We start from the raw sequence: 23,491 nt of genomic DNA, 5'->3' as shown, positions 1-23,491 counted from the left end.
AGTACTTTGCCTTAGACTTCCTTCAGATTCCACCTCGCGATGGACACCCTTGTCCTCAGCTCGTGATTCCGACTACTACGGCTCACAGTGGACTTTCACCACCTAGTTAACGCCCATGCCGAGCGCACCCAAATTTCACTTGGCAATTTTATTGCCTAGTGAAAGACCAAGTTTTGAGATGTCCGAGTGGGCTTCTCGGATAGCTCAAAATTGCGTCGGCAGCGTTCCAGTGGCTGTATCCCCGGGCCCCGGAGCCGGCAGTGAACCACCAAAACAAACTACAACCTCTATCCCCAACCAACAAACAAATCCCTGTCCAGGAAAAACGCTTCTGTCCACATCGCTCTCTCACCTCAAGAAAAAAATCCCTCAACAGCTAAAAAAGCCATCGAGAGATCAATCAAAAACCTATTTATCCTGCAAAATCTTATAATTCCAAGCTGGAATCTGGAAATTACCATAAAGCTTCTTAGTAAGCTTAGCAATATCATCAGACTGATAAGCCTTAACGATCTTCTTATAATCAGCGTTATCCTTATCCTTCTCATTAGCAGAAATAACATTAACGTAAGGCTTAGAAGCAGCAGTAACCTTCTCCGTATAAATAGCAGTCTTAGGATCAAGCTTAGAATCACTAGCAACCCCAGAATTAACCACCGCAGCATCCATCTCGCTCAATGAACGAGCAGTCTGAGCAGCATCAAGCTCCGAAATCTTAAAATGATGTGGATTACTAGAAATATCCTTAACAGTATGCAAAGTAGCATCCTTCAACTTAATCAACCCAGCACTAGCCAGCAAATTAAGCGCCCGACCTTCATTAGTAGGGTCATTAGGAATAGCAATCTTACCCCCATCCTTCAAAGAAGAAAGCTTTTTAACCTTCTTAGAATACAAAGCCATAGGAGCAATATCAGTACTACCAATAGAAACAATCTTAGTATGATGCGTCTTATTCCAATTATCCATGAAATAAACCGTCTGGAAAGCATTCAAATCAACTTCCCCTTGATCCAAAGCAGTATTAGGTTGACTATAATCCGAAAATTCAACCAACTTAATCTTAATACCATCCTTCTCAACCTTCTTAGCCACAGCATCCCAGACCCGATTATCGGATCCCGTAATACCGATCTTAACAACCTTCTCCTTCGAAGAATTGCCACAGCCAACAAGCAAAACAATTGATAACGACAAAAGCAAAAAACCGAAAATTTTCTTAACAGAATTCTTCATCCAAAATTCCCCCTATTTTTAAAAACTTAAAAAATAAAATCAACGTACAAGTTTTGTAAAAAAGCAAAATCGTAATATCAATAAATCAAGAAAAATACTAAAACCATGCTTAAAAAGCTAATTAACAAGGCTAAAAATACAAAGAAAGAAACCATCCACCACCTCTCAAGTAATAAAAAAAATCAAGTCATCTAAGGACAAATAAAAATAAATACAGAAATTAAAGAAGGTAAGAGTTTGAAGTGGCGAGAGTGCGAGAGCATCGAGCACGCAAGCAAGAATCAAATAAAAGTAAAAATTCAAGGCAAGAGTGCGAGATTCGAGCACGCGAGCCCTAAGCGAAAGCAAGAGATCCAGTAAAATATTTAATCTTATCCAACAAGCAATAAAAGAAAAGATTGCACCAAAAGGTACGCCAGGAAACAAAATGAGCGGAGCTTTAGTCCCGCGAACCGAGAAGCAGCCAGGAGCTCAAAAAGAACAAATCTTGCGCATAAACCTAGGAAGCACCTACTTCCCCACTAAACAAAGGGGGGATTGCCAAACCTAGGCAGAGGGGCCGGCAGTGAACCACCAAACCAAACTACCACCTCTATCCCAACAACCACCAAAAATCACCAACACCAAGCCAAGCAAAACGCTTCTCGTCTGCCAAAAACTCTCTCACCTCAAGTAAAAACAGCCACCTTCCAAACAAGGAAAGCAGCTGTTTCGCCCAACACAAAAGGGAAATACAAACATCCCCAAAGGCATACTCAATACTTCCCTATTTATAAAACTTATTAATGTTCCAACTTCCGAACAGCAAAATCGCCGATCCCCTGAATAACAAAAACAAGCACCAGGATAAGAAGCATGGAAACAATTGTAACGTCATTCTCAAACCGTTGGTAACCAACAGAAATGGCCATGTTACCAAGACCACCACCACCAACGGCACCAGCCATGGCAGTCAAACCGATCAAACTGATCGTAGTCAAAGTACCAGAACGGATCAACTCAGGTAAACCTTCTTTCAAGTAAACCCGGAAAATAATCTTAATTGGTGACAACCCCATAGCCTCAGCAGCTTCAACCACACCGTGGTCAACTTCGACTAAAGCCAATTGAACTTGTCGAGCAAAGAAAGGAGCAGTACCAACAACTAACGGAACTAAAGCACCTTCAGGTCCGATCGTTTGACCAACGATCAACTTAGTAAATGGTCCGATAACCGCAAGTAAAATAATGAATGGAATTGAACGGAACAGGTTAACTAACTTATCAAGGATCTGGTAGAAAACCTTGTTAGGTGTGATCCCGTCTTCAGCTGTTATAACTAACAAAATTCCTAAAATAATACCGATAACGCCGGCAAAGACGGCACTGACAAATGTCATGTACAATGTTTGCCAAATGGCAACGACAAAACCGTTATCGCCAGACCAGTTAGCAACTACGTTTGGAAAAACTGTATTAATAAAGTTTGACATCTATTTTGCACTCTCGCTTCCTGAAAGATTGATCTCGCGAACATTGATCTTAAGATCGTTTAAGTATTTAACTGCTTCAGCGACCTTATCGTCATCGCCGCTCAAGGCTAACAGCATAATACCGACTGTTGTGCCTTGCAATCTTTCCATGTTACTGAAAAGAATACTTGCTGAAACATTGAACTTCTTGTATAAACCAACCACGATCGGTTCATTCGTCACATCACCGGTAAATTGGAGTTCGATCAAGCGACCTGACAAGTCGTGGACGATACCACTTGACTCAATTTCTTCTAGGGCTGATTTGATTTGGGTTGAAGTATCAACGAAGTCTTTCGTCAATTTTTCCTTAGGATGACCGAAAATAGTTAACAAACTACCTTCTTCGATCAATTGACCATTTTCCATAACTGCAACACGATTACATACTTGTTTGATAGCATCCATTTCGTGGGTAATGATGACCACGGTAATACCGAGTTCTTCATTTAATTTTCCTAATAGATCCAAGATCTCAGTAGTTGTCTTTGGATCCAAAGCACTGGTAGCTTCGTCAGAGATCAAGATCTCTGGGTCATTAGCTAAAGCTCTGGCGATACCAACACGTTGTTTTTGACCACCAGATAATTGTGATGGATAGTTGTTGGCACGATCAGTCAAACCAACTAAATCGAGTAAGTGTTCAACTTTTTCTTTTCGTTCTTTTTTAGATAATTTTGAATCACGCAAAGGAAAGTCAATGTTACCGTAAACGGTTAATGAATTCATCAAGTTGAAATGTTGGAAGATCATCCCAATGTTCTTTCTAGCTTGTCTAAGTTCTTTAGAGCTTAGTTTTAGCATGTCTTGGCCGTTTACGACTACTGATCCGGCTGTAGGTCTTTGCAATAAATTGATCACACGGACCAAAGTACTTTTACCGGCACCAGAGTATCCGATGATACCAAAAACATCACCTTTATTTACATCCAATGAGATATCCTTGACCGCTTCGATCTTCTTCCCATCAACATCGAAAGTTACGTCGATATCTTTTAATTGAACAATTTTGTTTGTATCTGTCATTAACTTACTCCTTCGCAATTTTTCCTAAAAATTTATTAAAGAAATCAATAAAATCTAAATAATCTTGGATCCGAATGTGTTCGTTTGGTGCATGATTTCCAGCTTTAGCATAACTAACGCCACAAGCAATGATCGGTGCTTTTGAATACTTGTTGACAACATACATTGGGCCAGTTCCCGGACTTGATGGTAAAGCCTCGACCTTATCTTCTCCGCCGTAAAATTCATTAGCTGTCTCGATCAAAGTATTAACGATCGGACTATCTAGATCCCAACGATAAGCCTTTTCGCCCATTAAATAAGTCACTTTAATATCAGCAAATCCTTGATCTGCTAAGTACTTAGATAATTTTTCAAAAAGGTCATGTGGATCTTGATCAGGAACGAGACGAAATTCTAATTTAGCCGTAGCTGACTTAGGAGTTACGGTTTTAACACCGGGCCCTTCCCAGCCACTACTGATTCCTTCTATATTAATAGTTGGTTCAAACGTCAAATTATAATTGACTGATTTGTTTTTGAGCAGTGGAACGGTCAAGCCCCACTTTTCTTGATAATCAGGAGTGATGGCTTTTTCAACGAGCTCTTGTTCACGTTGACTTGGTGGCTGAACGTCATCGTAAAATCCTGGGATCAAAATCTTTCCTTCAGGGTCACGCAACGTGTTGAGCGCTTGAGATAACCTCCAAGTTGCTGAATCAACGACTGCTGCAAATGATGAATGCAAATCTATGTCGGCTGAATTAGCTTCTAATTCAAAACACATGACACCCTTAGTTCCACCATTGAAACTAAATTGCTCGTGTTCGTTTTTGAAGCCGGATTCCCATATAACTAAATCACAAGCCAATTGATCTTGATAAAGCTTCAAGTAGTCTTCCAAGTGTTGACTGGCTACTTCTTCAGCCCCTTCGATCAGAAATTTAACGTTACAAGGTAAATCGCCGTGTTCTTGACGATACAAATTCAAAGCGGTGATCCGTGAGATCAAGTCACCTTTACAGTCGGAAGCTCCCCGGCCGATAAATTTATCATCGGTAACTTGAAGTTCAAAAGGATCACTCTTCCAAAGCTCGAGTGGCTCTTCCGGTTGAACGTCGTAATGATCATAAATCAAAATCGTCGTGGCACTAGCTTGTTTAGGCTTTGCTTCAGCAAAAACGCAAGGGACATCGAAATCGTTCCAAACCGAAACTTCTGCTCCAAAATCAGTCAAAATCTTTTTTAAAAAAGCGGACGTTTCTGGTTGAGCTTGTTTCTTAGCGGAAACTGACGGTAGTGCAACGTATTCTTTGAATTGTTCGATAGATTTCTGGATCAGCGGATCTGACAGATTTGACATTCAAATTACCTCCTCAATTTATTTGAAATCATAATTCCATGCGGCATAAGTTGAGCCGTTATAAACTTCTTTGATCTTCTTAGCAATGTATTCTGTTTGATAAGCCTTGACGACTTTCTTGTAAGTTGCATTGTTCTTCTTATCTTTAGTAGTAGCAATGATGTTGACGTAAGGTTTTGATTCTTTGTTGATCTCTTCCTTATAAATAGCATCACTAGGCTTTAACTTAGCATCTTGAGCCACATCGTTATTAACGACAGCTGCGGCAACGTCAGTCAATGAATGTGCTGTTTGGGCTGCATCAAGTGGTGTGATCTTCAAGTTCTTCTTATTCTCAGTAATATCCTTAACTGTGTACATTGAAGACTTGTTCAATTTGATCAATCCGGCTTGGCGTAATACTCTCAAGCCACGGTCTTCATTAGTAGCATCACTTGGGATCGAAACCTTGTCGCCATTTTTCAATTGGCTGAGCTTCTTGATCTTGTCAGAATAAATTCTTTGTGGAGCGATGTAAGTATCACCAATAGCCACAACGTTTCCTTTATTAGCCTTATTCCAGTCGTTCATGAAGTGGTAGTTTTGGAAAGCATTGATGTCAAGCTCACCTTGTGTCAAAGCTTTGTTTGGTGTGTTGTAGTCGTTGAATTCTACTAGTTTCAAGTCGATTCCTTGTTTCTTTAACTTGCTAGCTAGTGGTTTCCAAATACGGTCATCTGATCCGTAAATACCGACTTTAACGGTTTTTTCAGATGAATTGTTTCCACAGCCAGCGACCACAAAAAATGATACTGCTGCACAAATTACTAAAAATATTTTAGCTACTTTATTTAATTTCTTCATAAGTATTCCCACCCCTGGATTATTTCAAGTTCAAATTCCAAGCAGTTACAGCATTGTTTCCATAGATTTTCTTGATCTCTTTAGCAGTTTCTTTGGATTGGAATGCTTTAACTACTTTCTTGTAATTCTTGTTATTTTTTTCTTTCTTTTCGGCTACGATGATGTTGATCCAAGGTGTCGACTTCTTCGTGATCTGTTCACGATAGACGGCATTTTTAGGATCAAACTTAGCATCAGCAGCCACGTTTCCGTTAACTACAGCAGCTGTAACATCATCCAATGTCCGAGCTGTTTGGGCTGCATCCAACGTAATAAATTTCAAATGTAACGGGTTCGAAGTAACGTCTTTGACTGATGGGATCTTCTTATTCTTTAAAGTGATCAAACCAGCCGATTGTAAAAGCTGTAAAGCACGTCCTTCGTTTGAAGAATCATTTGGAATAGTGATCTTAGCACCCTTCTTGATCTGGGAGACTTTCTTGACCTTGTGCGAATACATGGCCAATGGTTGGATGATGGTATAGCCGATTGGAACTAGATCGGTATGATGCGCCTTGTTCCAAGTATCTAAAAAGTAAGTATGTTGATAAGCATTCATCTCTAAACCACCTTGAGCAAGTGCCATGTTAGGTTGGTTATAATCGTTGAATTCTTGGATCTTTAAATCAATGCCTTCCTTTTTAACTTTCTTCTTAACTACTTCCCAAATAGGTGAATCAGAGGCGTTGATCCCGACTCTGATCGTATTACCGTCGTGATGATTACCACATCCAGCTAAGATCAATACTGCAAACATTGCGACAAACAAAACTAGTGAAACTTTTAATGCTTTAAAACTCTTATTCATTACTTTCCCCTTAATTCAATTACTATCTATTATCTTTAAAACAACGTGTCAAAATGGTTCTTGGCGAATTGGCTAATTGTTTAATAATCAGATTCCTCCCTTAAGAACAACATTCCTCAAAGTTAAAAATTTTAATCAAACAAAAAAGCCGCTTCCAATTTGAAATCTCTTGATTTCAACTAGAAGCGACTAATCGCGGTACCATTCTAATTCGAAATAAGCTTACACTTATTTCCTCTACAACGTACAAAAGGTTCTTATACGCGTGTATTGTAATGGATACCACCCATTGCATCTTTATCCATAGGACTCAGCGCACCAATCACAGGTCATTTTCAAAAGGATCGTCCGTTATCTCTCAGCAAATGATAACTTTCTGTATGTCAGATTTCTAATTACTTCCCCTGATCTATTTGTTTAAATTAATAATTTTCTAACTAATCGTTGAATTGATAATACAATTTGCCAATCTAATTGTCAAATTTAAATAATAATTTGCGGAAAAAATATATTTATTAAAGCTTCAGATCCCAAGCTGGCAAAGTAGTGCCTTTATACTGTTTCTTAATGTTCTTGGCGTTTGCTTCAGATTGGTATGCTTTCACAACTTTTTTGAAAGTAGCATTGTCTTTATTTTTCTTGTCGGTTGCGATGACATTTAACCATTGCTTGGATTTCTTAGTGATCTTTTCTTTGTAGATAACTTCATCGTTTGGTAGATCGGCACTGGCTGCGATCGTGTTGTTGACGATGGCAGCTTTAGCATCATTAAGTGAATGTGCTGTTTGTGCAGCATCAAGTGGTGTAACTTTGATCTTCACATTGTACTTGGTAATATCTTTAACTGTTGGTAAAGCTGTCTTTTTCAGTTCGATCAAGCCAGCAGTTTCTAACAATTGTAAAGCCCGACCTTCATTAGTAGCATCGTTTGGCAAAGTAACTTTATCGCCATCTTTCAAATCATTGATCGACTTGATCGAAGTTGAGTAAACTCTCAACGGAGCGATAACTGTCGTACCGATAGAAACTAAGTTAGTATTGTGAGTCTTGTTCCAATTATTTAAAAAGTAGATGTGTTGGAAAGCATTAATATCAAGCTCACCTTGGGATAATGCTTGGTTAGGTTGATTGAAATCATTAAATTCAACTAACTTCAAATTGATACCTTGTTTTTTAAGTTTAGCTTTGATAGGTTTCCAAATCGGGTCGTCGGAATTCATGATACCCACCTTGACTGTTTTTTCTGATGAATTATTTCCACAGCCTACTAAGGCAAAAAGTGAAAATGCTGCTACTAAAACTAATAAAATTCGACGTGCTTTTTTCATGGTGGATCCTCCCTATATTAAACTTAAAACTAAAAAAAGCCGCTCCTACGCAAAAATAAATTTGCAATAGAAGCGGCTTCCCGCGGTACCATTCTAATTTGGGACAAGCTTACACTAGTCCCCTTAACAACGTACAAAAAATCTATACGCGTGTATTATAATGGATACCGGCCATTGCCACTTAATCTCTCGACTCAGCGCACCAATCACAGGTCATTTTCATTCGTCATCTCGTCCTCATCTCAGCTAAAAGAGGCTTTCTGTGCGTCAATAAACAAATTACTTCCCCTGATCAAATTGTTTGGAAAATAGTTTTATTAAGTTGAGTTAAATAATAAACACCCGATAATTGATTGTCAATAGTTTTATTAAATAAAATTTCATTTAATTAAGATTTCTCGACAAAAAATGTGAGATCCAATGTAAAGTTTGTGTATATTTCCCCAAAAATCGGCAGGCAACTGTTCTATTAAAAGCGTAATATAAATTGTCAAACAAAATTGAGGGGGTTCCTGAATGAGCAAAAAATTCAAGCAATTTTTTCTCAAGCATTTCAAATCAATCAACACTACCTTGTCTCCAGTTTATATTTCAAAAGAAGTAAAATTGATCCGCAACACAAATAAAGCCTTCACAAAGGATCCTCCCTAAGTAAAATCAACAAATAAGACGATAAAATTGCCATATCGAAAATCAACTGCTACCCTATTGAATTAAAGAGGTGTTGTTGATGAACTTCAAAGAATGGCACAACCTAATGAAAAACCAAAAGTACCAAAATTTCCAAAGCAACTCCATCAAAAACAATTCCTATAAGCCAGGCCACCAAGATGACTTCAACGCAACATATCAAAAGCAATACATAAGAGATCATCCCAAGGCCAATCAAACCTACAACAGGATCAATGAATTCCTGGACGAACTATGGAAATTCGGTAAGAGAATTTATTTTTAAAAGCAAAATACAAGTAAAAGAAAAAATGCGGGAAACTCCTTGCTGACCTTTCGGTCATCTCGGAATTTCCCGATTTTTTTATCCATGACAAGTAAAATATAAACACAATAATCGAACAGTGGAAAAAAAGAAATATTTCGATGATATCCACAAAAATAAATCAACAAGATAGGATTTATAAGCAAATATCGTAAGAAGAAATAAACTTCGGTACACAACCAAAATCGCAGCAAGTTTGTACGACAAAAATAAGTACCGTCCCCCCCACAAAAACGAGAATTTATCACCAACTTAGGTTCTGCGGAGGGTGGAGGGAATTCGCCGTCAGCCGCGAAATTTTCGTTTGCACGGCATGGGCCGTGCTTACGAAAAGGTCAAGCTTTGAGATGTCCAAGGCGGGTTTCCTTGGATAGCTCAAAGTTGGCCCGCAGCGTTCCACGGCGCAATTCCCGGAACCCTCCGCAGAACCGGCAATAAAACACCAAAAAAAAAGAATCCTCAAAAAGGATTCTTAGAAAAAACTCTATCCAACAACTTCAACTGAAGCTGAAGTTACACCATATGAAGGAATACTTGAATTAGGCATAGCAACATCTAATTGGTTAGGGTTACTATAAGCAAATGTACCTGTATCGTTAACAGTTCTATAAAGAACAGTACCGTCAGATAAAGTAATCTTCAATTGAGTTCCCTTAGGGAAAACTGATAAATTAGCAGCCACACCTGAGTAACCCATGTTTGAACCTAAAACAGCTGGATCATAGAAACTGATCTTAAATGAACCTGCTGATTGAGTAGTTGTTGTAGGTTGTGTTGTGGCACTTTGTGTTGCAGCACTTTGAGTAGCTGCAGTGTCTTGTGTATTTGATTGTGTTTGTGTACTTTCAACATTTTGTTGTACGGCAGTTGTTGTAGGCAATGTGATAGTCTCACCTGGGAAGATGAGGTCAAATCCGCCAACTTCACGGCCATTAGCTTGTTCCAAAGCTGAAACGGTAGTTCCGTTTGCTTCGGCGATGCTCTTGTATGAGTCACCTGCTTCTACAGATACGTGGCTACTGTCAATAGTTGTAGCGGCTTCTGATGTACTTGTCTTAATACCAAATGCAGTAAGTGCAATGGCACCAACAAATGCGAGTGATAATACTTTTTTCATAAATTAATAACATCCTTACTTTTAAAGTTTAGCTCTCGTTGCTATGTGAAGTACTATAACAGGTGAATGTTACATGACTACTCCTTCAAGGTTACATTTTCTGAAATTTATGTAACCTTAGTAATATTTTCGTAATAAAAGAATATCAATATCAGCTGAATCCTTGATGATTATTGAACTTAGACGATTTGTCGAAATTATTATAAGAGTGCTATATTTAATATCATGAATAAAAAAAAGCTAAAAAATATTTCAAAAATCTTACTGATGATCATATCTTTAGAGTTAATTGCTATCAGTATTAACTTGTTTTTCGAACCTAGCAAAGTTGCTGCAGGTGGTGCCACCGGCATTGCCATCCTGCTATTTGAAGGCTTTTCCATTCCAACTTCATTGTCAGTCTTCTCCATTAACATCGTCATGTTAGTTTTTTCGTTTTTCTTTTTAGAAAAAATGACGACTGTCAAATTAGTTTTTGGGAGTTTCCTACTACCACTTTTATTACTTGTCACCCCAGTTTTTGACGTGATCAAACCTATTTTTCCTTCAGTTGTCGTTGGTAGTGTCATCTTCGGTGTTGGTTTGGCAATTCTTTACACCTTGAATATGTCCAGTGGTGGCACGACCGTTCCTCCGATCATCATCCATCGTCACTTCGGAGTCGATCGCTACATCACCCTTTTTATCGTCGATGCTCTCGTTTGTATCGGAAACATCTTCGTAACTAGCTGGCTCAATTTCGGACTGGCAGTCATGTCAGTTGCAATTTCCAGCATCGTCATAAAATTGTGTACTATTATAGAAGACAAATTTTTAACTATTTAAAAAAAATCAGCTAATAAGGCTGATTTTTTTTATTTTAGTGATTTTCATGTATAATAATTATATGCCGATTTATTTCGGTAATAGAATATCTCGGGGATGTTCTGGATTCGACATGTGTAATAGCGTGTGGGCCGCACTTCGTTTTTTTTGTTTCGTAAAAACAATCAGTTAAATTATAACTGCAAAAAATAATAATTCTTACGCATTAGCTGCCTAAAAACAGTCTAAGCGTGATCCAACCTGACTTCGCCCAAGGGTCAGAATTGGGTCTCAAATTAATTGGGCTACGTTTGACTATCCCTTCTGAATAGTTAAAAAGAGATCGATCAGGATAGTCATCATGGCTAGCCTGGTTATGCGGCGTTCATGATGGCAAACTTTCAAGTAGCATAACTATGAGTGTAGAAGCTTACATAGCATTACGCCTGGACAGGGGTTCGATTCCCCTCATCTCCACTTTTTACATTTCATTATGTTTTATAAGGGTGCAAACCCTTGATAACACAACGTTTTTATTTTTTGAGGTTTTACGAAATTTCGTAGAATTTCATACTCATGGCACTCAAATGGTACTCAAAAAAAATAATAATGTGGGAGCAGCGAAGAAATAGCGAATGAAAAACACGTCTAAAATAGGCGTGTTTTTCTGTTTCAATTATTAAAATAACATTGCCTTAAAATTGATATCTTTTTGACTATCAATTATTAATCGATTTAACGGAACATCTTGAGAATTAAACTTCATATACTTTCCTTAAAAAAATAACCGCCCTTCAGATGAAAGACGGTCAATAATTTACGATACCGAATTGGAATAGTCTCCAATTGGGACTAGGGGTAGATTTAAGCCTCTACCTAGCAACGTAGTGTATCGCCAACTACATTATATACTGAACAACATTAAGCAAGAGGCATTTATAAACGACTTGCTTCAACAAACATATTAACAGGTAGTTAATCAATTTTCAAATTTTTTTGATCATAAACGTTACACTGATGAACAAAAAAAATCAAGAAATTATCCTCAATTCAAGTTTAATAAAACTCTCATCACTTATATAACAAAAAAATACCCACACCTAAATTAATAGATGTGGGTAAATAATGATTAAGATTTCAAAAAATCTAATCATCGGATTTCTTGCTTTGTGTAAAATTCATAAATGGTAAATGCAATGTTGAAAACTTCGAACGATCTGTTACTTCAACGACCAGAGTTCTAATGTATGAAAACAATAGTGAAGATGCATTGACCTTCAATAGCTCCTCAATAACCGATTCTTCTAAATTCTTCTCATATCGAAAATCAGCGGTCATTGTTACCTCTATATAAAAGGGATAATCTTCATTTTCTTTATTTAGTAACAATGTCAATTTAACGTTAGAAGATTTGTCATCTATTCTATTTATATTACTACTCAATTCGATATTAACTTTACCATCATAATCATCATTAATAAAATTATCGTTTGAAACAAATTTCATGTTCTCTAAATGTGGTTCATTGAAATATAAGGAATTACTCTTTTTTACATCTGACATATTAAGCCGCACACTCTAATGTGATACTCATTTCATTACTGACATCATAAGTTATGTTAGATTTTTTTTCAGGAACTTTAACTGTTTCAATTATTTTTACCCCTTCAATCTCTGGAGTAATATATTTTTTTTGAATCAGTTTAAGTCTATCAAACGAAGCATCCATCATACCCTCATCAAGTGAATCTATATACTCTTTTGTTAACTCAATTAAGCTCTTCTTCATTTGAACCACCTCCACAGATTTATTATATTAGTTGCCGGCTTGATAGTCGAGTATTTTCTCTGACACAAATTATAACTCTTGCACTTTCATCTACACTTGGATAGTTTTTCGAAACATAAATTGTATTACCACTTTTAGATTTGGGCCTATAGGTGGCGATGATCTTAACTATTTCTTTATCAGTCATAATTTCGGATATAATAAAATCTATTTTTGCACTAGCAGGAACATACCCAATTGCTGATTTCCCGTAACATTTTTTGTACGCGTTTTCTAACATTTGCCATGCGTTATTAAAAGCTATTCTAGTATTTTTATCAGTCAAATCTAATATTGAGTCATCATTATACATTAATTTTGCCTTACAAATTAAAAATGAGTTATCATTTCCCCTATTCTCTCGCTGCTTTTTCCAATAGTATGCATTAGATATATTGTCCCAAAAATACATTCCAGAACCAGCCCACTCACCGTGATCATGGGAATTATAAAAGCCATTATTATTTACAAACTCTTCTACGATGTCTCTATCATTTACATGGTAAACAGGTATACAGTATTCTTCCATAACCAAACCTTAAGTATTATTAAAAATCTGTTCTAATTGTACGCTATTATAACAAAAAAAACCACACCTAAATTAATAGATGTGGGTATTGTTGTATCTATCCCTTGAATCCACTACCTTGCTGGAATTTAACTGGGATATATTCATCTGTGGAAACTTGGTAGCACCAGCCAATATTAGGTACTTTAAATAGTTCTTCACCAGTTGCCCATGAAGTACCACCTTTAAATACTTGGTTGCTGTCTTTTATGCTTTGGCCTTTAGAATTGTAGGCGTTAACTCCGTAACCGTCTAGATAATTGATAACGATCTTGCCCGCCTTGTCAGTTACCGATTGTGGAATGTAAGTATCATTACCGATTTTAAAGTACGCTTTTTTATCACGTACTAGAATATCAGATGATTGCCATGCCGTTCCACTAAGGATATCAGTCCCAATATGAGGAACGCCTTTGCTACTTGTTGTGGTAAATGCTTTGAAGTAGTCAGCCGTCACAGTCACCACATTATTAATATTGGCTTTCTTCTCTGGTTCTGGCTCGTCATCAAATCCGTTTTCAAGGTCATATGCTAGTTGTGACTTAGTGATTCCCATGCTTGCGAAATAAGGATAAGGGTCAACGTGATCACCACCAAAATTATTAGTGACCCATTGGTGTGTCTTGATTCCATTGCCCCCACTGTCTAGAGTGAGCGGGATACCGTAAGCATTAGCGTAGTAGCGAGCTACTTCCACATACAACCGATAGGCTTCTCTAAATTGTTGCTTGTCGCCTGTTCTTGCAAACTCGATTTGTACTGGTGCGTATGGATTAGCCGTTAATGCTCCCCATGATACGTATCCCGGTTCACCGATTTGATACACTTGAGCCTTGCCGTCCATATAACCAACAAAAAACTGGACGTAAGCGCTGCCGTAATGGTTGTGCATATACTGTACTTCATGCAGTAACGCTTGTGAATCTCGCTTGTCGTTATCGTTTCCAGATTCGTGGAGGATAATAAAACGGTTAGAAGCTAGCCGTGTATCACCTTGGTAATCGCCTAGTGTATATGTCTTATTAATGATATTAGGATTAAACATATTCTATCCTTTCATATCCAGATTTTTTTGTTCTTTAGTTGGTTTCCACTCGGTAGAATATCCACCAGCAACACCTTTGATACCAGTGAATAGTCCTGCTGTGGAAGCACCAACTAGGAAACCAGCAAGGCAAGCCTTGCCCAGTTCTTGCTCGTGGAAAATCAATCCAATAATCAATCCAGAAAAAATACCCACAGCCATTGCGATAAAAGGCATGTAGGTATTTTTAATTTTAGTTTGTTTTAATGCTTGAGTAATTGCATAAACAATTACCGCCATAATGACTAATTCAGCTGAATTTATTAAATTCATTCCTATAATATAATCCATTAATTCTCACTTTCCCAGTCTTGAAATTTACTATTCAAGGCACTCATTTGCCTTGTTAGTTGATCAATGATTTTACTTTGTTCGTCAATTTTTGCATTTAGTTTTATAACTTGTTCTTTCAATTCATCCCGTTCATCAGTTATCTTATCTAATCTATCCCACATGATGTCGGTGTGTTCAGCATATACAGATTCATTTGAACTAGTGTTCTTTAACTTCTGTCCCCAAACGCCAAACACACCCGACACGATAGCACCACCAATAGCCGAGATAATAATTTTCAGCGTATCGTTCAACGTGGTATGCCCCAAACGGCTTCAACCATCACACGAAATACTATGAAACCTGTGATTATAGTTGTGTATCTGGGGATAGTAAAAGGACCAACTATATCATGTAGTAGAAAGATTATGAAATAGAAGGTCCAAATAAATAGAAGTGTAAATGTAACAACTGCCTTGTTTGCCTCTGTAAAGTGCTTCGACAATGATATGAGTGTAACGTAGAATCCCACAATCATTAACACGATAGCAAACGGTGGGTCATCCACGACTTTGACGAATACGGGCATGTGCGGGGATTGATCAATGAAATTATTCTCAAGCCCAAATAACATTCCTAGAATAAAAGTCTCCAATCCCGTGATAGTCCAGAACCTGTTCTCTCGCACGTATTTCATGTTGTCACCTTCTTTAGTAGAATTCTACAGAATTAATGAGTGGCAAAATGTATTTCAGTTGTGGTATCGGCAAATTTAAACTTTTTATCGCCGTTGCTAAGATATAGCTTCCTCATAAATAATCATCTCCTCACTTTTACTCATTGTTTGCTTCTACAAGAATTTGGCTGTAGGAGAATGTATCGGATATGAAAGTCAATTCAGTTCCTTCTAATTTTACAGTGATATTCCCACCAGAAATATTGCATGGACCATTTTTTAAATCTGAGATATCAATAATTTCAGGGTCGTTATTCTCCACATACACGCCTATTTTAGAGACGTTTTTCCAATCTTTTTCAACTCCAAAAGCTTTACAAGTAATTGAATTGCGATTAATAAACTTATTAAAATCTAAACCCAATCTTCTCGAAGTCCATTTGTTGTTCGCACCTAAAAACAAAAGAATGGTTCCACTCTCCAACATTTTACTACCACCAAACTCTTGACCGCCATACATAATTTTACCCACGTTGCTACCTCCAATTTTTAAATTCATTTAGATACCTCCTTAAGCATCAGGAATCACATACAAAATTTTTGGATCAACAGTTCCAGCACTAACTAACGCATCGTAGTCGGCTTGACTGATTGGAGTAATCATAGCTTGAACAGTGTTCTGTAATGCTGTAACGTCCGTCTTGTTGGCTTTCTTAGTAATTCCTTCATTAATAGCTTGAACACCGTCTTTATTTTTAGTTACGGCATCCGCTAATTCCGCAATCGTGTCTAGCGTATCGGGAGCAGCACCGATAATATCCTTGATACTTTGCTCGGCGTATGTTTTGGCTTGTCCAACACCTGTAGCAATCTTGCTGTTTACATCGGCTTTATTCGTTTCAAAATCAGCTTGCAACTTTGTGATGTTAGCTTCGTTGGTAGCCATTTGACTTAAATCGACATCCTGCAGTTTTCCAGAAATTTCATCAGCTTTGGCATCTAATGCTGATACGTCAGTACCTACTTGATTTAATTGCTCATTTAAGTCACTAACATCAGTAGTTAATGTCAATTTAAATGAATCGTAATCATCTTGAAGTTTGTCCAAATAAGATTTAAATCTAGTTTCAAAATCAGCTTTTTGCTTGCCGTAGTCTGTATCAAACCCATCTCTTTGATCACTTGCCGCCGTCTCTGAATTATTTTGGAATGTGTTCCATGCCGTTTTAGCAGCATCCAAGTCTTCTTGAGCTTGATTAACGAAGTCAGTCATCTTGCCAGTCAGTTCAGCGACTTTCCTATCAATCGTCAAATTGCCAGTATCGGCAATGTTCTTTAAGGCGAAAAGGTAAGATTGACCTTGCTCGAGTAATGTTTCAAAGTCATCGATATAATTACCTGTGTCACTTAGTGATCCGATACCTCGTAGCACGACTAGCTTAATATCCGATGTGGAATCATTTCCCACTTTGAAATACATCTTTCTGAATACGCCAGCCTTTGCGTACATCTCATTTACAAACTTAATCTTGAACGTCGTTCCTGACTTATCAGTCACGGCTGTCTTAATTAGTCGTTGGTCGGGTGTTTCGGCAATAAGTTCAATGTCAACCGTAGATAAATCAGTGTACTTTTCGAATGACTTTCCTAAAGTAACTTGTAGCTCGTCGCCTGTGTCTCCTTGTCTAATTTTCAAAGGCAACTCATAGATTGGAGTTGTCTTGTCTGTATCTAGAATAATTGGTTGTAAACTCATTTAATTACCTCCATTCAAAATATTATTAATTAAACTTCTATCAAAATTAAAAGGTCTATGAAGTTGACCATCAAAATATGTATAGTAATCATGCAACTTTTCAAATAACGGATATTCCAAATCAATTAAATGAGCATATGTATATCCTTGTTCGATAATGGTTTCATCTGGCTTAAAATCATTAAACAGCTTGAAACTATATTTGGAATCGCCATCTGATTTAAAATAATCAACTACGGCTCCAACCTCGTTGGTTTTGATATAAATATTTGCCAATTATTTTTGCTCCTTTTTCAATTTTTCATTTTCTTCTTTGAGATGTTTATTTTCGATAAACAAAACAGAATTCTCAACCTGCATATTAGCCAGCTTTTCAGATATATCTTTAATCACTTCGTTTGCATCTACATTTGAACTCATTATTCTGTTAGCACCTTTCTGCCATTGATTAATAAATTTCCATCACTTGTACCTGTTAATTTAGCACCATCTACCCAGATATAACCACCAGCTTCAGTTGCCATTCCATGAATGCCATCAATATCATGAACAGTAATATTAGGTGTTGAAATACCATAGCTAGTGACTGATGTTTTGGTTGATCCAGAACTTAAAGCAAGACCGGTATCACCAGTAATACTTACACCATGAATTTCACCACCATCGATATAAATACCTGTAATTGACTGACCAACGAAATTATCCGCATAGACGTTACCACGGTTATCAATAGCTACCGTACCTTTTCCATCATAGTAAATACCCTTAGAATTCCAACGCATTCCATAGTTACCCCCCGATTCACTAGCAACAATATCCGTTGGGTTTTCTCTATTAGGAAGGAATCTCATTACATCACGACCACTACCGTTGATATAACTTAACATGTCATCCTTAGTATCATTAACCTTCTTCTTTAACTCATCCATCAATTGCTGCTTATCTTTGTCGGCACTCTGTAAATCAGAAACGTCATCTTTAACATCGCTAACATCTTTATTAGTATCATTTAAATCTTTTTGAGTGTTATCAACGTCAGTCTTAACATCATTAACCTTTGTCTCAATTTCATTAGCTTTATTTGATATTCCAGTTCTAGCAATCGTGCCTAATTCTACTTCTGTGTATTCTCTGGCTAAGGCATCGTATTTGTAACTAATAACGCTGTCTTTAATATCAAAATCACTCACTTGAATGTGGACGATATCTAACGGTTTAACATCAACCAGTTTCTTGAACTGGCTGTATTCCTTGGTATCTCCCAAGTTCTTAAATTGAACTTTAATATTGATACTAGGCTTATCAGCTTCGTTCTTGCTGTATTCTTCTTTGGCTAAACTTCTTAGTTTCTCATAAGCTTGATCGACAGGGATGGCACCATCTTGATTAAATTGAGAGTTAGAATTTTCAGCCTTGACGTCCTGATAGTTAACTGTTTTGATTTTGATATTTTTGTACTTATCAATTAGTGGACTGTCCACATATTTCTCAGGCAACATCAAGCCATCAAATCCAATCGGCATGATTCTAGTTGCCATCGGCTCCCAGTCAATTTGATACGTATATCCTTTTAGGTTCTTGCCATGAGTGATTTTGAATCCTCTATCCTCACCCATCGTCTTGAGCATCTTCACGTCATAGCCATCACGTGAGATAACACCACCCCAACGATTTAGGAATGTATTATCTTTAGATGTATCGAGCAATGCTTGGACTGGATTCATTCTGACCATTCGGCAATTTGCAACCTTATCAATGTCGGATGTAAACCTAAATTTCGTTGGATATTGAAAAGCCGCATTGAATCTATCCATTAATGTGGCTCCAGTTGAATTAACGAAGTTAGAATCTTCAATCAGGTTAGATGCTAAATCATAAAATAAGTGATAACACTCGACTTTTAAGAACCCGATTTGTTCGGTAACTTTATGGATTCGAAAAGGTTGCTCACCTAGTGGTGTGGGAGCGACCACGATCATATCGCCTTTGATTATTCCGCTGTATTTCTCTTCGCTAAAATAATCAAAGTCAAAACTGTACATGCCGTTTTTAGTCCACTCTACGGAATTGTTCTTGATACCACTATCTAAGACAGCAATACCATTAGTTTTGAATTGTTCTTCTGTTGCATCTTCGGGAAATAGTCTAATCATAGATATCTCTCCCTTACGTTAAATTTCACAGTGTCGAAGTCGCCACTAATTTTTATGTCATTTTGACCAGGCATTAATCTAGGAAAATCGCCAACCATCGACAAACCTAAGTTCGTGTTATCCTTATAAATTTCTTGAATTTCAGAGTCTATATAGGCGTGTTCTACGGTCAAGTTCAGTTCAATAGCTTGGTCATTAATCGTAACGACTCCCTCACCGCTCCCCATAATTTCAAGTTTTGGGAGCGAGTAGATAGTTCCACGATTGAAAATGATTCCATCTTTGACAATGGTTACCTCATCATTACCGACGTGATATTCAAACGGGTCACAAATAAATGAAACTTCGAACGATCCATACTCAGCGATTTCATTATCGATATCTCCAATTTCGACATATTTAACTTTACGATAAACAATGTCGTCATCGAATCTTATTTTTTTACAGTTAAAAAGCCACGATTTTATGTGTCGTAGCTTTTCTTTTACGTTGAAATCTTCCAACATATTGAATTTTACTTTTTGAGTTACATCCTTGATATATTTCAATCGGCTTAAACTTCCGTTCCTACCGTCTACATAATCGGATTCAAACTCATAATTTGGATTTGATAGAGCTGGTCGGTCTTCGACAGCTAACAGCATGTCTGAATCATAAACTCCATCAATTACCATGTGCAGTGTCATTTAATACCCCCTAACGCCAAAATTAGATTTGTTACCTCTTTGACCAATCCAATCGTCAGCACGTTCGAAAATCTCATCAATATCGTTGTCATTTCTAACTGTGTTATTGAAAGTCATTTGAATGTTCTGAACTACTGATTGTTTGGCTTTCTCATCGGTTGCTTGCGCAATTTGATTACCAATCACTGATAAGTTTTTGAAATTTAATGGCAAAATAGCTTCTGGACCAGCTTCGCCACCGCCTTGTAAATTACCGCCGTTCATTCCAAAAATGGTTGGTGCCTTCATGATTCCACCAATAGCATTCCAACTTACAGACAAGTGTGGTACTGATGGTGGTTTAAGGCTAAACTTTCCGCGTAAATGGAAGTGTGGCAATGGTGGCAAGCTAATCTTAGGAATTCTTAAATGCATTGAGCTGAAGAACCCTTTAATCGCATCAACGATTCCGGAAATCGTTGATTTAGCTGCTTGAACTGGACCAACCATTGCTGATTTAATCCCGTTCCATACACTTGATGTTACAGATTTGATATTATTCCAAGCATTGCTTACTAATGACTTGATTGCATTAACAACACTTGAAATTGCTGATTTGATTCCATTCCAGATGTTAGATACAACGGACTTTACGGCGTTTAGAGTACTAGATGTAGCAGACTTTACAGCATTCCACCCGTTAGTAACCGCTGATTTAACAGCATTTAGCACCGAAGTTACAGCCGATTTAATTCCGTTCCAAATATTTGTAATAACGGATTTAATAGCATTCCAAACTGAACTTGTAACTGACTTAATGGCATTCCAAGTTGTGCTAAAGAAGTTAGATAAAGCTGTAAAAACTGATCTAGCGATTGAAGTTATAGAATTCCATAAACTCGATAAGAATGAGCTTATAGATTGCCATACCGATTGAACAACTGTGGAAATTGTTTGCCACAAATTACTAAAGAATGTGGCTATAGGTTGCCAGATTGGAGCTGTTAGTGCAACTATGGCTTGCCATGTCCATTGGAGCCAAGAGCTTATAAACGTCCACACGCCTTGGATAACTGACTGGATAGTCATAAAAATCACGGTAAATACGTTGGATAAAGTTCCCCAAATCGTTGATGCCACAGTGACTACATTCATCCACAACGTCGTTAAGAATGTGACTATTCCCGTCCACACGCTCGAAACGGTGGTAGAAATACTTTGCCAAATCGAACTAAAAAACGCACCTAAGCTAGAAAATATTGACAATGCACCTTGAACTATCGAATTCCAGACATTTAAAATTGTCGTAGAAATTGCATTCCAGACCTCTTCAGTCTTTGTTTTGATTTGATCCCAATGAGTAACTATATAGGTAACAATGACTGTGACGGCCGCAACTATCGCTGCCACCAAAACAACCGGCCATGTGGCTGCCAAACCTAAAGCCGTAGCAATCGACCCTAGCGCTCCTAGTAGTGAACCAACAATTGCTATTACTGGCCCCACTGCTGCCGCAATTGCAGCAAGTGCCACTACAAATTTCTGTGTTTCAGGACTTGCATTACTGAATGCTTTCGCCACGTTTTCAAGAACTTTAAATACAGGTTGCAAGGCATCAAGCACATTGCTTAGTGCGTCCATCAAAGGACCACCGAATTCAATACCTAAATCAGAAACCTTATTTTTAACAATCTTTAGTTTTGAGCTGAAAGTTGAGTATCTCTTTTCGGCTTCCTGTGTTAAAGCTGAGTTCTCTTTCCAGCCATCGCCAGAAATCTTAAGTGCTTTTGATAATGTATCTCCAGCACCTGAAAGACGTAGCATAGTATCAATTTCTTGCGTGGAATTGATACCCATATCCTTAAGCATAGAAGTGACATCTTTGCCACTTGCTTTTGCTTTTCCAAGTCCTTTAACAAATTCGACAATGGCACCCGAGGCATCATCTTTCCAGTGCTTCTTGAATTCGGATGAGGACATGCCAGAAACTTTGGCGAACTTGTCTAGTGAATCGCCACCACTAGCAACAGAAGTATTAATCTTTTGCATGACACGGGACATGGCACCACCACCAGCCTCTGCTTGAATACCTACAGATGACATAGCAGCAGCTAAACCTGTGATTTGTGATTCAGTCAAACCAACCTGATGACCAGTACCAGCTAAACGAAGTGACATGTCCACGATATCCGATTCTGTGGTAGCCATGTTATTACCTAAGTTAACAATCGATGAGCCTAAACGATCAAAGTTCTTTTGTGGCATACCGGTAATGTTAGCCAACTTAGCTAATGCAGTAGCGGCATCTTCTGATGACATGTTGGTTGCTTGTCCCATGTCAATCATAGTTTTGGTAAAGCTTAAGACGTTAGGTGTTTTAATTCCTAATTGCCCAGCAGCTTCCGCTACGTGTGAAATCTCGGTAGTAGTAGCTGGGATAGTCTTAGCCATGCTACGAATACCATTCTCTAAGTCCTTGTATGAAACTTTGACTTTGCCGTTTGAATCTTTGACCTCATCAACAGTTTTCTTAACACCAGTAAATGCACTATCGAAGTCACTGGCTGCTTTAACTGATGCGGCAACACCAGCTACGATTGGAGCAGTGACACCAACAGTCATACCACGACCGACAGACTTCAATTTGTTGCCTGCACTAGTCATAGCATTACCGAAGTTCTTCATTTTGTTAGTAGAGTCGGCATAGGAGTTAGCAAACTCCTGGTTAGCCTTCTTAGCATCAAGTAACTTGCTGTTTAACTCTTGAACTTCTTGAGAATTCTCGCCGTATTCCTTCTTAGCGAGAGAGAGTTGTTTCTCTAAGTTCTTAACTTGCTCAGCGGTTGCCTTCTCTTGCTTGGCATAATATTGCTTGGCCAGCTTTGCTTTATCACTAGCTTTGGCGTTATTGCCAAGTTGTGCAACTTCTAATTGGTATTCCTTGGTTAAATTCCTAGAAGATGTTTCAAGTGATTTCTGTTCTGAAGCAAGTGATTTTAAAGCAGCTTGTCTTTTTTGAGATGCTTGAGCCGCTTCACTTTCTGCTGTTTTAGCTTCTTTCAACTTGGCATTAGTTGATTGAATACGATTTTTGAGCGATTCTTCTTGTTTCTCAGCAGTTAAAAGTTTGTTAGTCCAAATACGAGTTTCTTCTGAATTCTCACCGGTTACACGCTTAACATTTTCTAATGCCTCGGCTGTAATCTGTGTCTTATTCTTAGCAAGTTCGTATTGACTATTCAACTTAGTCAAACTGGCATTTAACTTCTCAGATTCAGATGAGGTATTTCTCATCTGTTCTTTTTGCAATGCGAACTCTTTATTTAAAGAAGTCATGGCATTGCTATTTTCTTTAATAGCCGATTTAAACTGCTGATTGATTAACTTATATTCAAGTTGAATCTCTTTGCTTGCCCTTAGATGACCTCCTTTCTATTTTA

24 protein-coding genes and 1 other RNA gene are annotated in these 23,491 nt (G+C 37.8%); 4 read left to right on the top strand and 21 right to left on the bottom strand.

Annotated features, from left to right (window positions below):
* Positions 1-408: 408 nt before the first annotated feature.
* The 7 genes from EKM69_RS01950 to EKM69_RS01920 all read right to left on the bottom strand — a co-directional run bounded on the left by EKM69_RS01950 (position 409) and on the right by EKM69_RS01920 (position 8,133).
* Complete coding sequence (locus EKM69_RS01950; protein WP_125707576.1) at positions 409-1,236, bottom strand: MetQ/NlpA family ABC transporter substrate-binding protein; 828 nt, start codon at positions 1,234-1,236, stop codon at positions 409-411.
* 782 nt (positions 1,237-2,018) lie between these two features.
* Positions 2,019-2,708 (bottom strand): methionine ABC transporter permease, encoded by a 690-nt coding sequence (locus EKM69_RS01945; RefSeq protein WP_125707574.1) that lies wholly within the window; start codon positions 2,706-2,708, stop codon positions 2,019-2,021.
* The gene (locus EKM69_RS01940) at positions 2,709-3,773 is read right to left on the bottom strand and encodes a methionine ABC transporter ATP-binding protein (RefSeq protein WP_125707572.1); all 1,065 of its coding nucleotides are present in this window, start codon (positions 3,771-3,773) and stop codon (positions 2,709-2,711) included.
* Between the two features lie 4 nt (positions 3,774-3,777).
* Entirely contained in the window at positions 3,778-5,115 is a 1,338-nt protein-coding gene (locus tag EKM69_RS01935; protein WP_125707570.1) for a M20/M25/M40 family metallo-hydrolase, read from the bottom strand.
* 18 nt (positions 5,116-5,133) lie between these two features.
* Positions 5,134-5,958 carry a MetQ/NlpA family ABC transporter substrate-binding protein gene (locus tag EKM69_RS01930; RefSeq protein WP_125707568.1) on the bottom strand — a complete coding sequence of 275 codons (825 nt, stop codon included), beginning with the start codon at positions 5,956-5,958 and terminating at the stop codon, positions 5,134-5,136.
* A 19-nt stretch (positions 5,959-5,977) separates the two neighbouring features.
* Positions 5,978-6,805 carry a MetQ/NlpA family ABC transporter substrate-binding protein gene (locus tag EKM69_RS01925; protein ID WP_125707566.1) on the bottom strand — a complete coding sequence of 276 codons (828 nt, stop codon included), beginning with the start codon at positions 6,803-6,805 and terminating at the stop codon, positions 5,978-5,980.
* Between the two features lie 515 nt (positions 6,806-7,320).
* A complete protein-coding gene (locus tag EKM69_RS01920; RefSeq protein WP_125707564.1) occupies positions 7,321-8,133 on the bottom strand; it encodes a MetQ/NlpA family ABC transporter substrate-binding protein in 813 nt (270 codons plus the stop codon).
* Positions 8,134-8,649: 516 nt separating this feature from the next.
* Here EKM69_RS01920 and EKM69_RS12575 point away from each other — a divergent pair.
* A complete protein-coding gene (locus tag EKM69_RS12575) occupies positions 8,650-8,784 on the top strand; it encodes a hypothetical protein (RefSeq protein ID WP_263853846.1) in 135 nt (44 codons plus the stop codon).
* Between the two features lie 79 nt (positions 8,785-8,863).
* Positions 8,864-9,088: a hypothetical protein gene (locus tag EKM69_RS01915; RefSeq protein ID WP_125707562.1), complete on the top strand. Its 225-nt coding sequence runs from the start codon at positions 8,864-8,866 to the stop codon at positions 9,086-9,088.
* 523 nt (positions 9,089-9,611) lie between these two features.
* Here the strand turns inward: EKM69_RS01915 and EKM69_RS01910 are convergent.
* Positions 9,612-10,244 carry a DPBB and LysM peptidoglycan-binding domain-containing protein gene (locus EKM69_RS01910; protein WP_125707560.1) on the bottom strand — a complete coding sequence of 211 codons (633 nt, stop codon included), beginning with the start codon at positions 10,242-10,244 and terminating at the stop codon, positions 9,612-9,614.
* Positions 10,245-10,511: 267 nt separating this feature from the next.
* Between EKM69_RS01910 and EKM69_RS01905 the strand changes: the two genes are divergently transcribed.
* On the top strand, positions 10,512-11,069 hold the full coding sequence (locus EKM69_RS01905; RefSeq protein ID WP_164505820.1) for a YitT family protein: 558 nt from the start codon (positions 10,512-10,514) through the stop codon (positions 11,067-11,069).
* Between the two features lie 92 nt (positions 11,070-11,161).
* Positions 11,162-11,528, top strand: a transfer-messenger RNA (tmRNA) gene (gene ssrA, locus EKM69_RS01900).
* Between the two features lie 666 nt (positions 11,529-12,194).
* On the opposite strand, the gene EKM69_RS01895 is transcribed toward ssrA, so the two are convergent.
* From EKM69_RS01895 to EKM69_RS01840, 13 genes are all read right to left on the bottom strand, one after another.
* Entirely contained in the window at positions 12,195-12,623 is a 429-nt protein-coding gene (locus tag EKM69_RS01895) for a protein-export chaperone SecB (RefSeq protein WP_125707556.1), read from the bottom strand.
* Positions 12,613-12,837 (bottom strand): hypothetical protein, encoded by a 225-nt coding sequence (locus EKM69_RS01890; protein WP_057766885.1) that lies wholly within the window; start codon positions 12,835-12,837, stop codon positions 12,613-12,615. The genes EKM69_RS01895 and EKM69_RS01890 overlap by 11 nt, the downstream gene beginning before the upstream one ends.
* Before the next feature lie 22 nt (positions 12,838-12,859).
* Positions 12,860-13,405: a hypothetical protein gene (locus EKM69_RS01885; RefSeq protein ID WP_125707554.1), complete on the bottom strand. Its 546-nt coding sequence runs from the start codon at positions 13,403-13,405 to the stop codon at positions 12,860-12,862.
* A gap of 97 nt (positions 13,406-13,502) precedes the next feature.
* Positions 13,503-14,489, bottom strand: a complete 987-nt coding sequence (locus EKM69_RS01880) for an N-acetylmuramoyl-L-alanine amidase (RefSeq protein WP_125707552.1) — start codon at positions 14,487-14,489, stop codon at positions 13,503-13,505.
* Positions 14,490-14,492: 3 nt separating this feature from the next.
* Positions 14,493-14,819 (bottom strand): hypothetical protein, encoded by a 327-nt coding sequence (locus EKM69_RS01875; protein WP_225423804.1) that lies wholly within the window; start codon positions 14,817-14,819, stop codon positions 14,493-14,495.
* The gene (locus EKM69_RS01870) at positions 14,819-15,115 is read right to left on the bottom strand and encodes a hypothetical protein (protein ID WP_048702651.1); all 297 of its coding nucleotides are present in this window, start codon (positions 15,113-15,115) and stop codon (positions 14,819-14,821) included. The genes EKM69_RS01875 and EKM69_RS01870 overlap by 1 nt, the downstream gene beginning before the upstream one ends.
* Positions 15,116-15,634: 519 nt before the next feature.
* Positions 15,635-16,036, bottom strand: a complete 402-nt coding sequence (locus EKM69_RS01865) for a hypothetical protein (protein WP_125707548.1) — start codon at positions 16,034-16,036, stop codon at positions 15,635-15,637.
* A 12-nt stretch (positions 16,037-16,048) separates the two neighbouring features.
* The gene (locus EKM69_RS01860; RefSeq protein ID WP_125707546.1) at positions 16,049-17,233 is read right to left on the bottom strand and encodes a phage tail protein; all 1,185 of its coding nucleotides are present in this window, start codon (positions 17,231-17,233) and stop codon (positions 16,049-16,051) included.
* Complete coding sequence (locus tag EKM69_RS01855; protein ID WP_125707544.1) at positions 17,234-17,509, bottom strand: hypothetical protein; 276 nt, start codon at positions 17,507-17,509, stop codon at positions 17,234-17,236.
* The gene (locus EKM69_RS12245; RefSeq protein WP_164505819.1) at positions 17,510-17,653 is read right to left on the bottom strand and encodes a hypothetical protein; all 144 of its coding nucleotides are present in this window, start codon (positions 17,651-17,653) and stop codon (positions 17,510-17,512) included.
* Positions 17,653-19,386 carry a phage tail spike protein gene (locus tag EKM69_RS01850; RefSeq protein WP_125707542.1) on the bottom strand — a complete coding sequence of 578 codons (1,734 nt, stop codon included), beginning with the start codon at positions 19,384-19,386 and terminating at the stop codon, positions 17,653-17,655. The genes EKM69_RS12245 and EKM69_RS01850 overlap by 1 nt, the downstream gene beginning before the upstream one ends.
* Entirely contained in the window at positions 19,383-20,072 is a 690-nt protein-coding gene (locus tag EKM69_RS01845) for a distal tail protein Dit (protein ID WP_125707540.1), read from the bottom strand. Before EKM69_RS01845 ends, EKM69_RS01850 begins: the two co-directional genes overlap by 4 nt.
* Complete coding sequence (locus EKM69_RS01840; RefSeq protein WP_125707538.1) at positions 20,073-23,387, bottom strand: phage tail tape measure protein; 3,315 nt, start codon at positions 23,385-23,387, stop codon at positions 20,073-20,075. It abuts the gene before it with no gap.
* Positions 23,388-23,491: the final 104 nt, after the last annotated feature.

This window comes from Companilactobacillus zhongbaensis (genome assembly GCF_003946515.1).
GTDB classification, from domain to species: Bacteria; Bacillota; Bacilli; order Lactobacillales; family Lactobacillaceae; genus Companilactobacillus; species Companilactobacillus zhongbaensis.
This window is presented reverse-complemented; position numbering and strand designations above follow the sequence as displayed.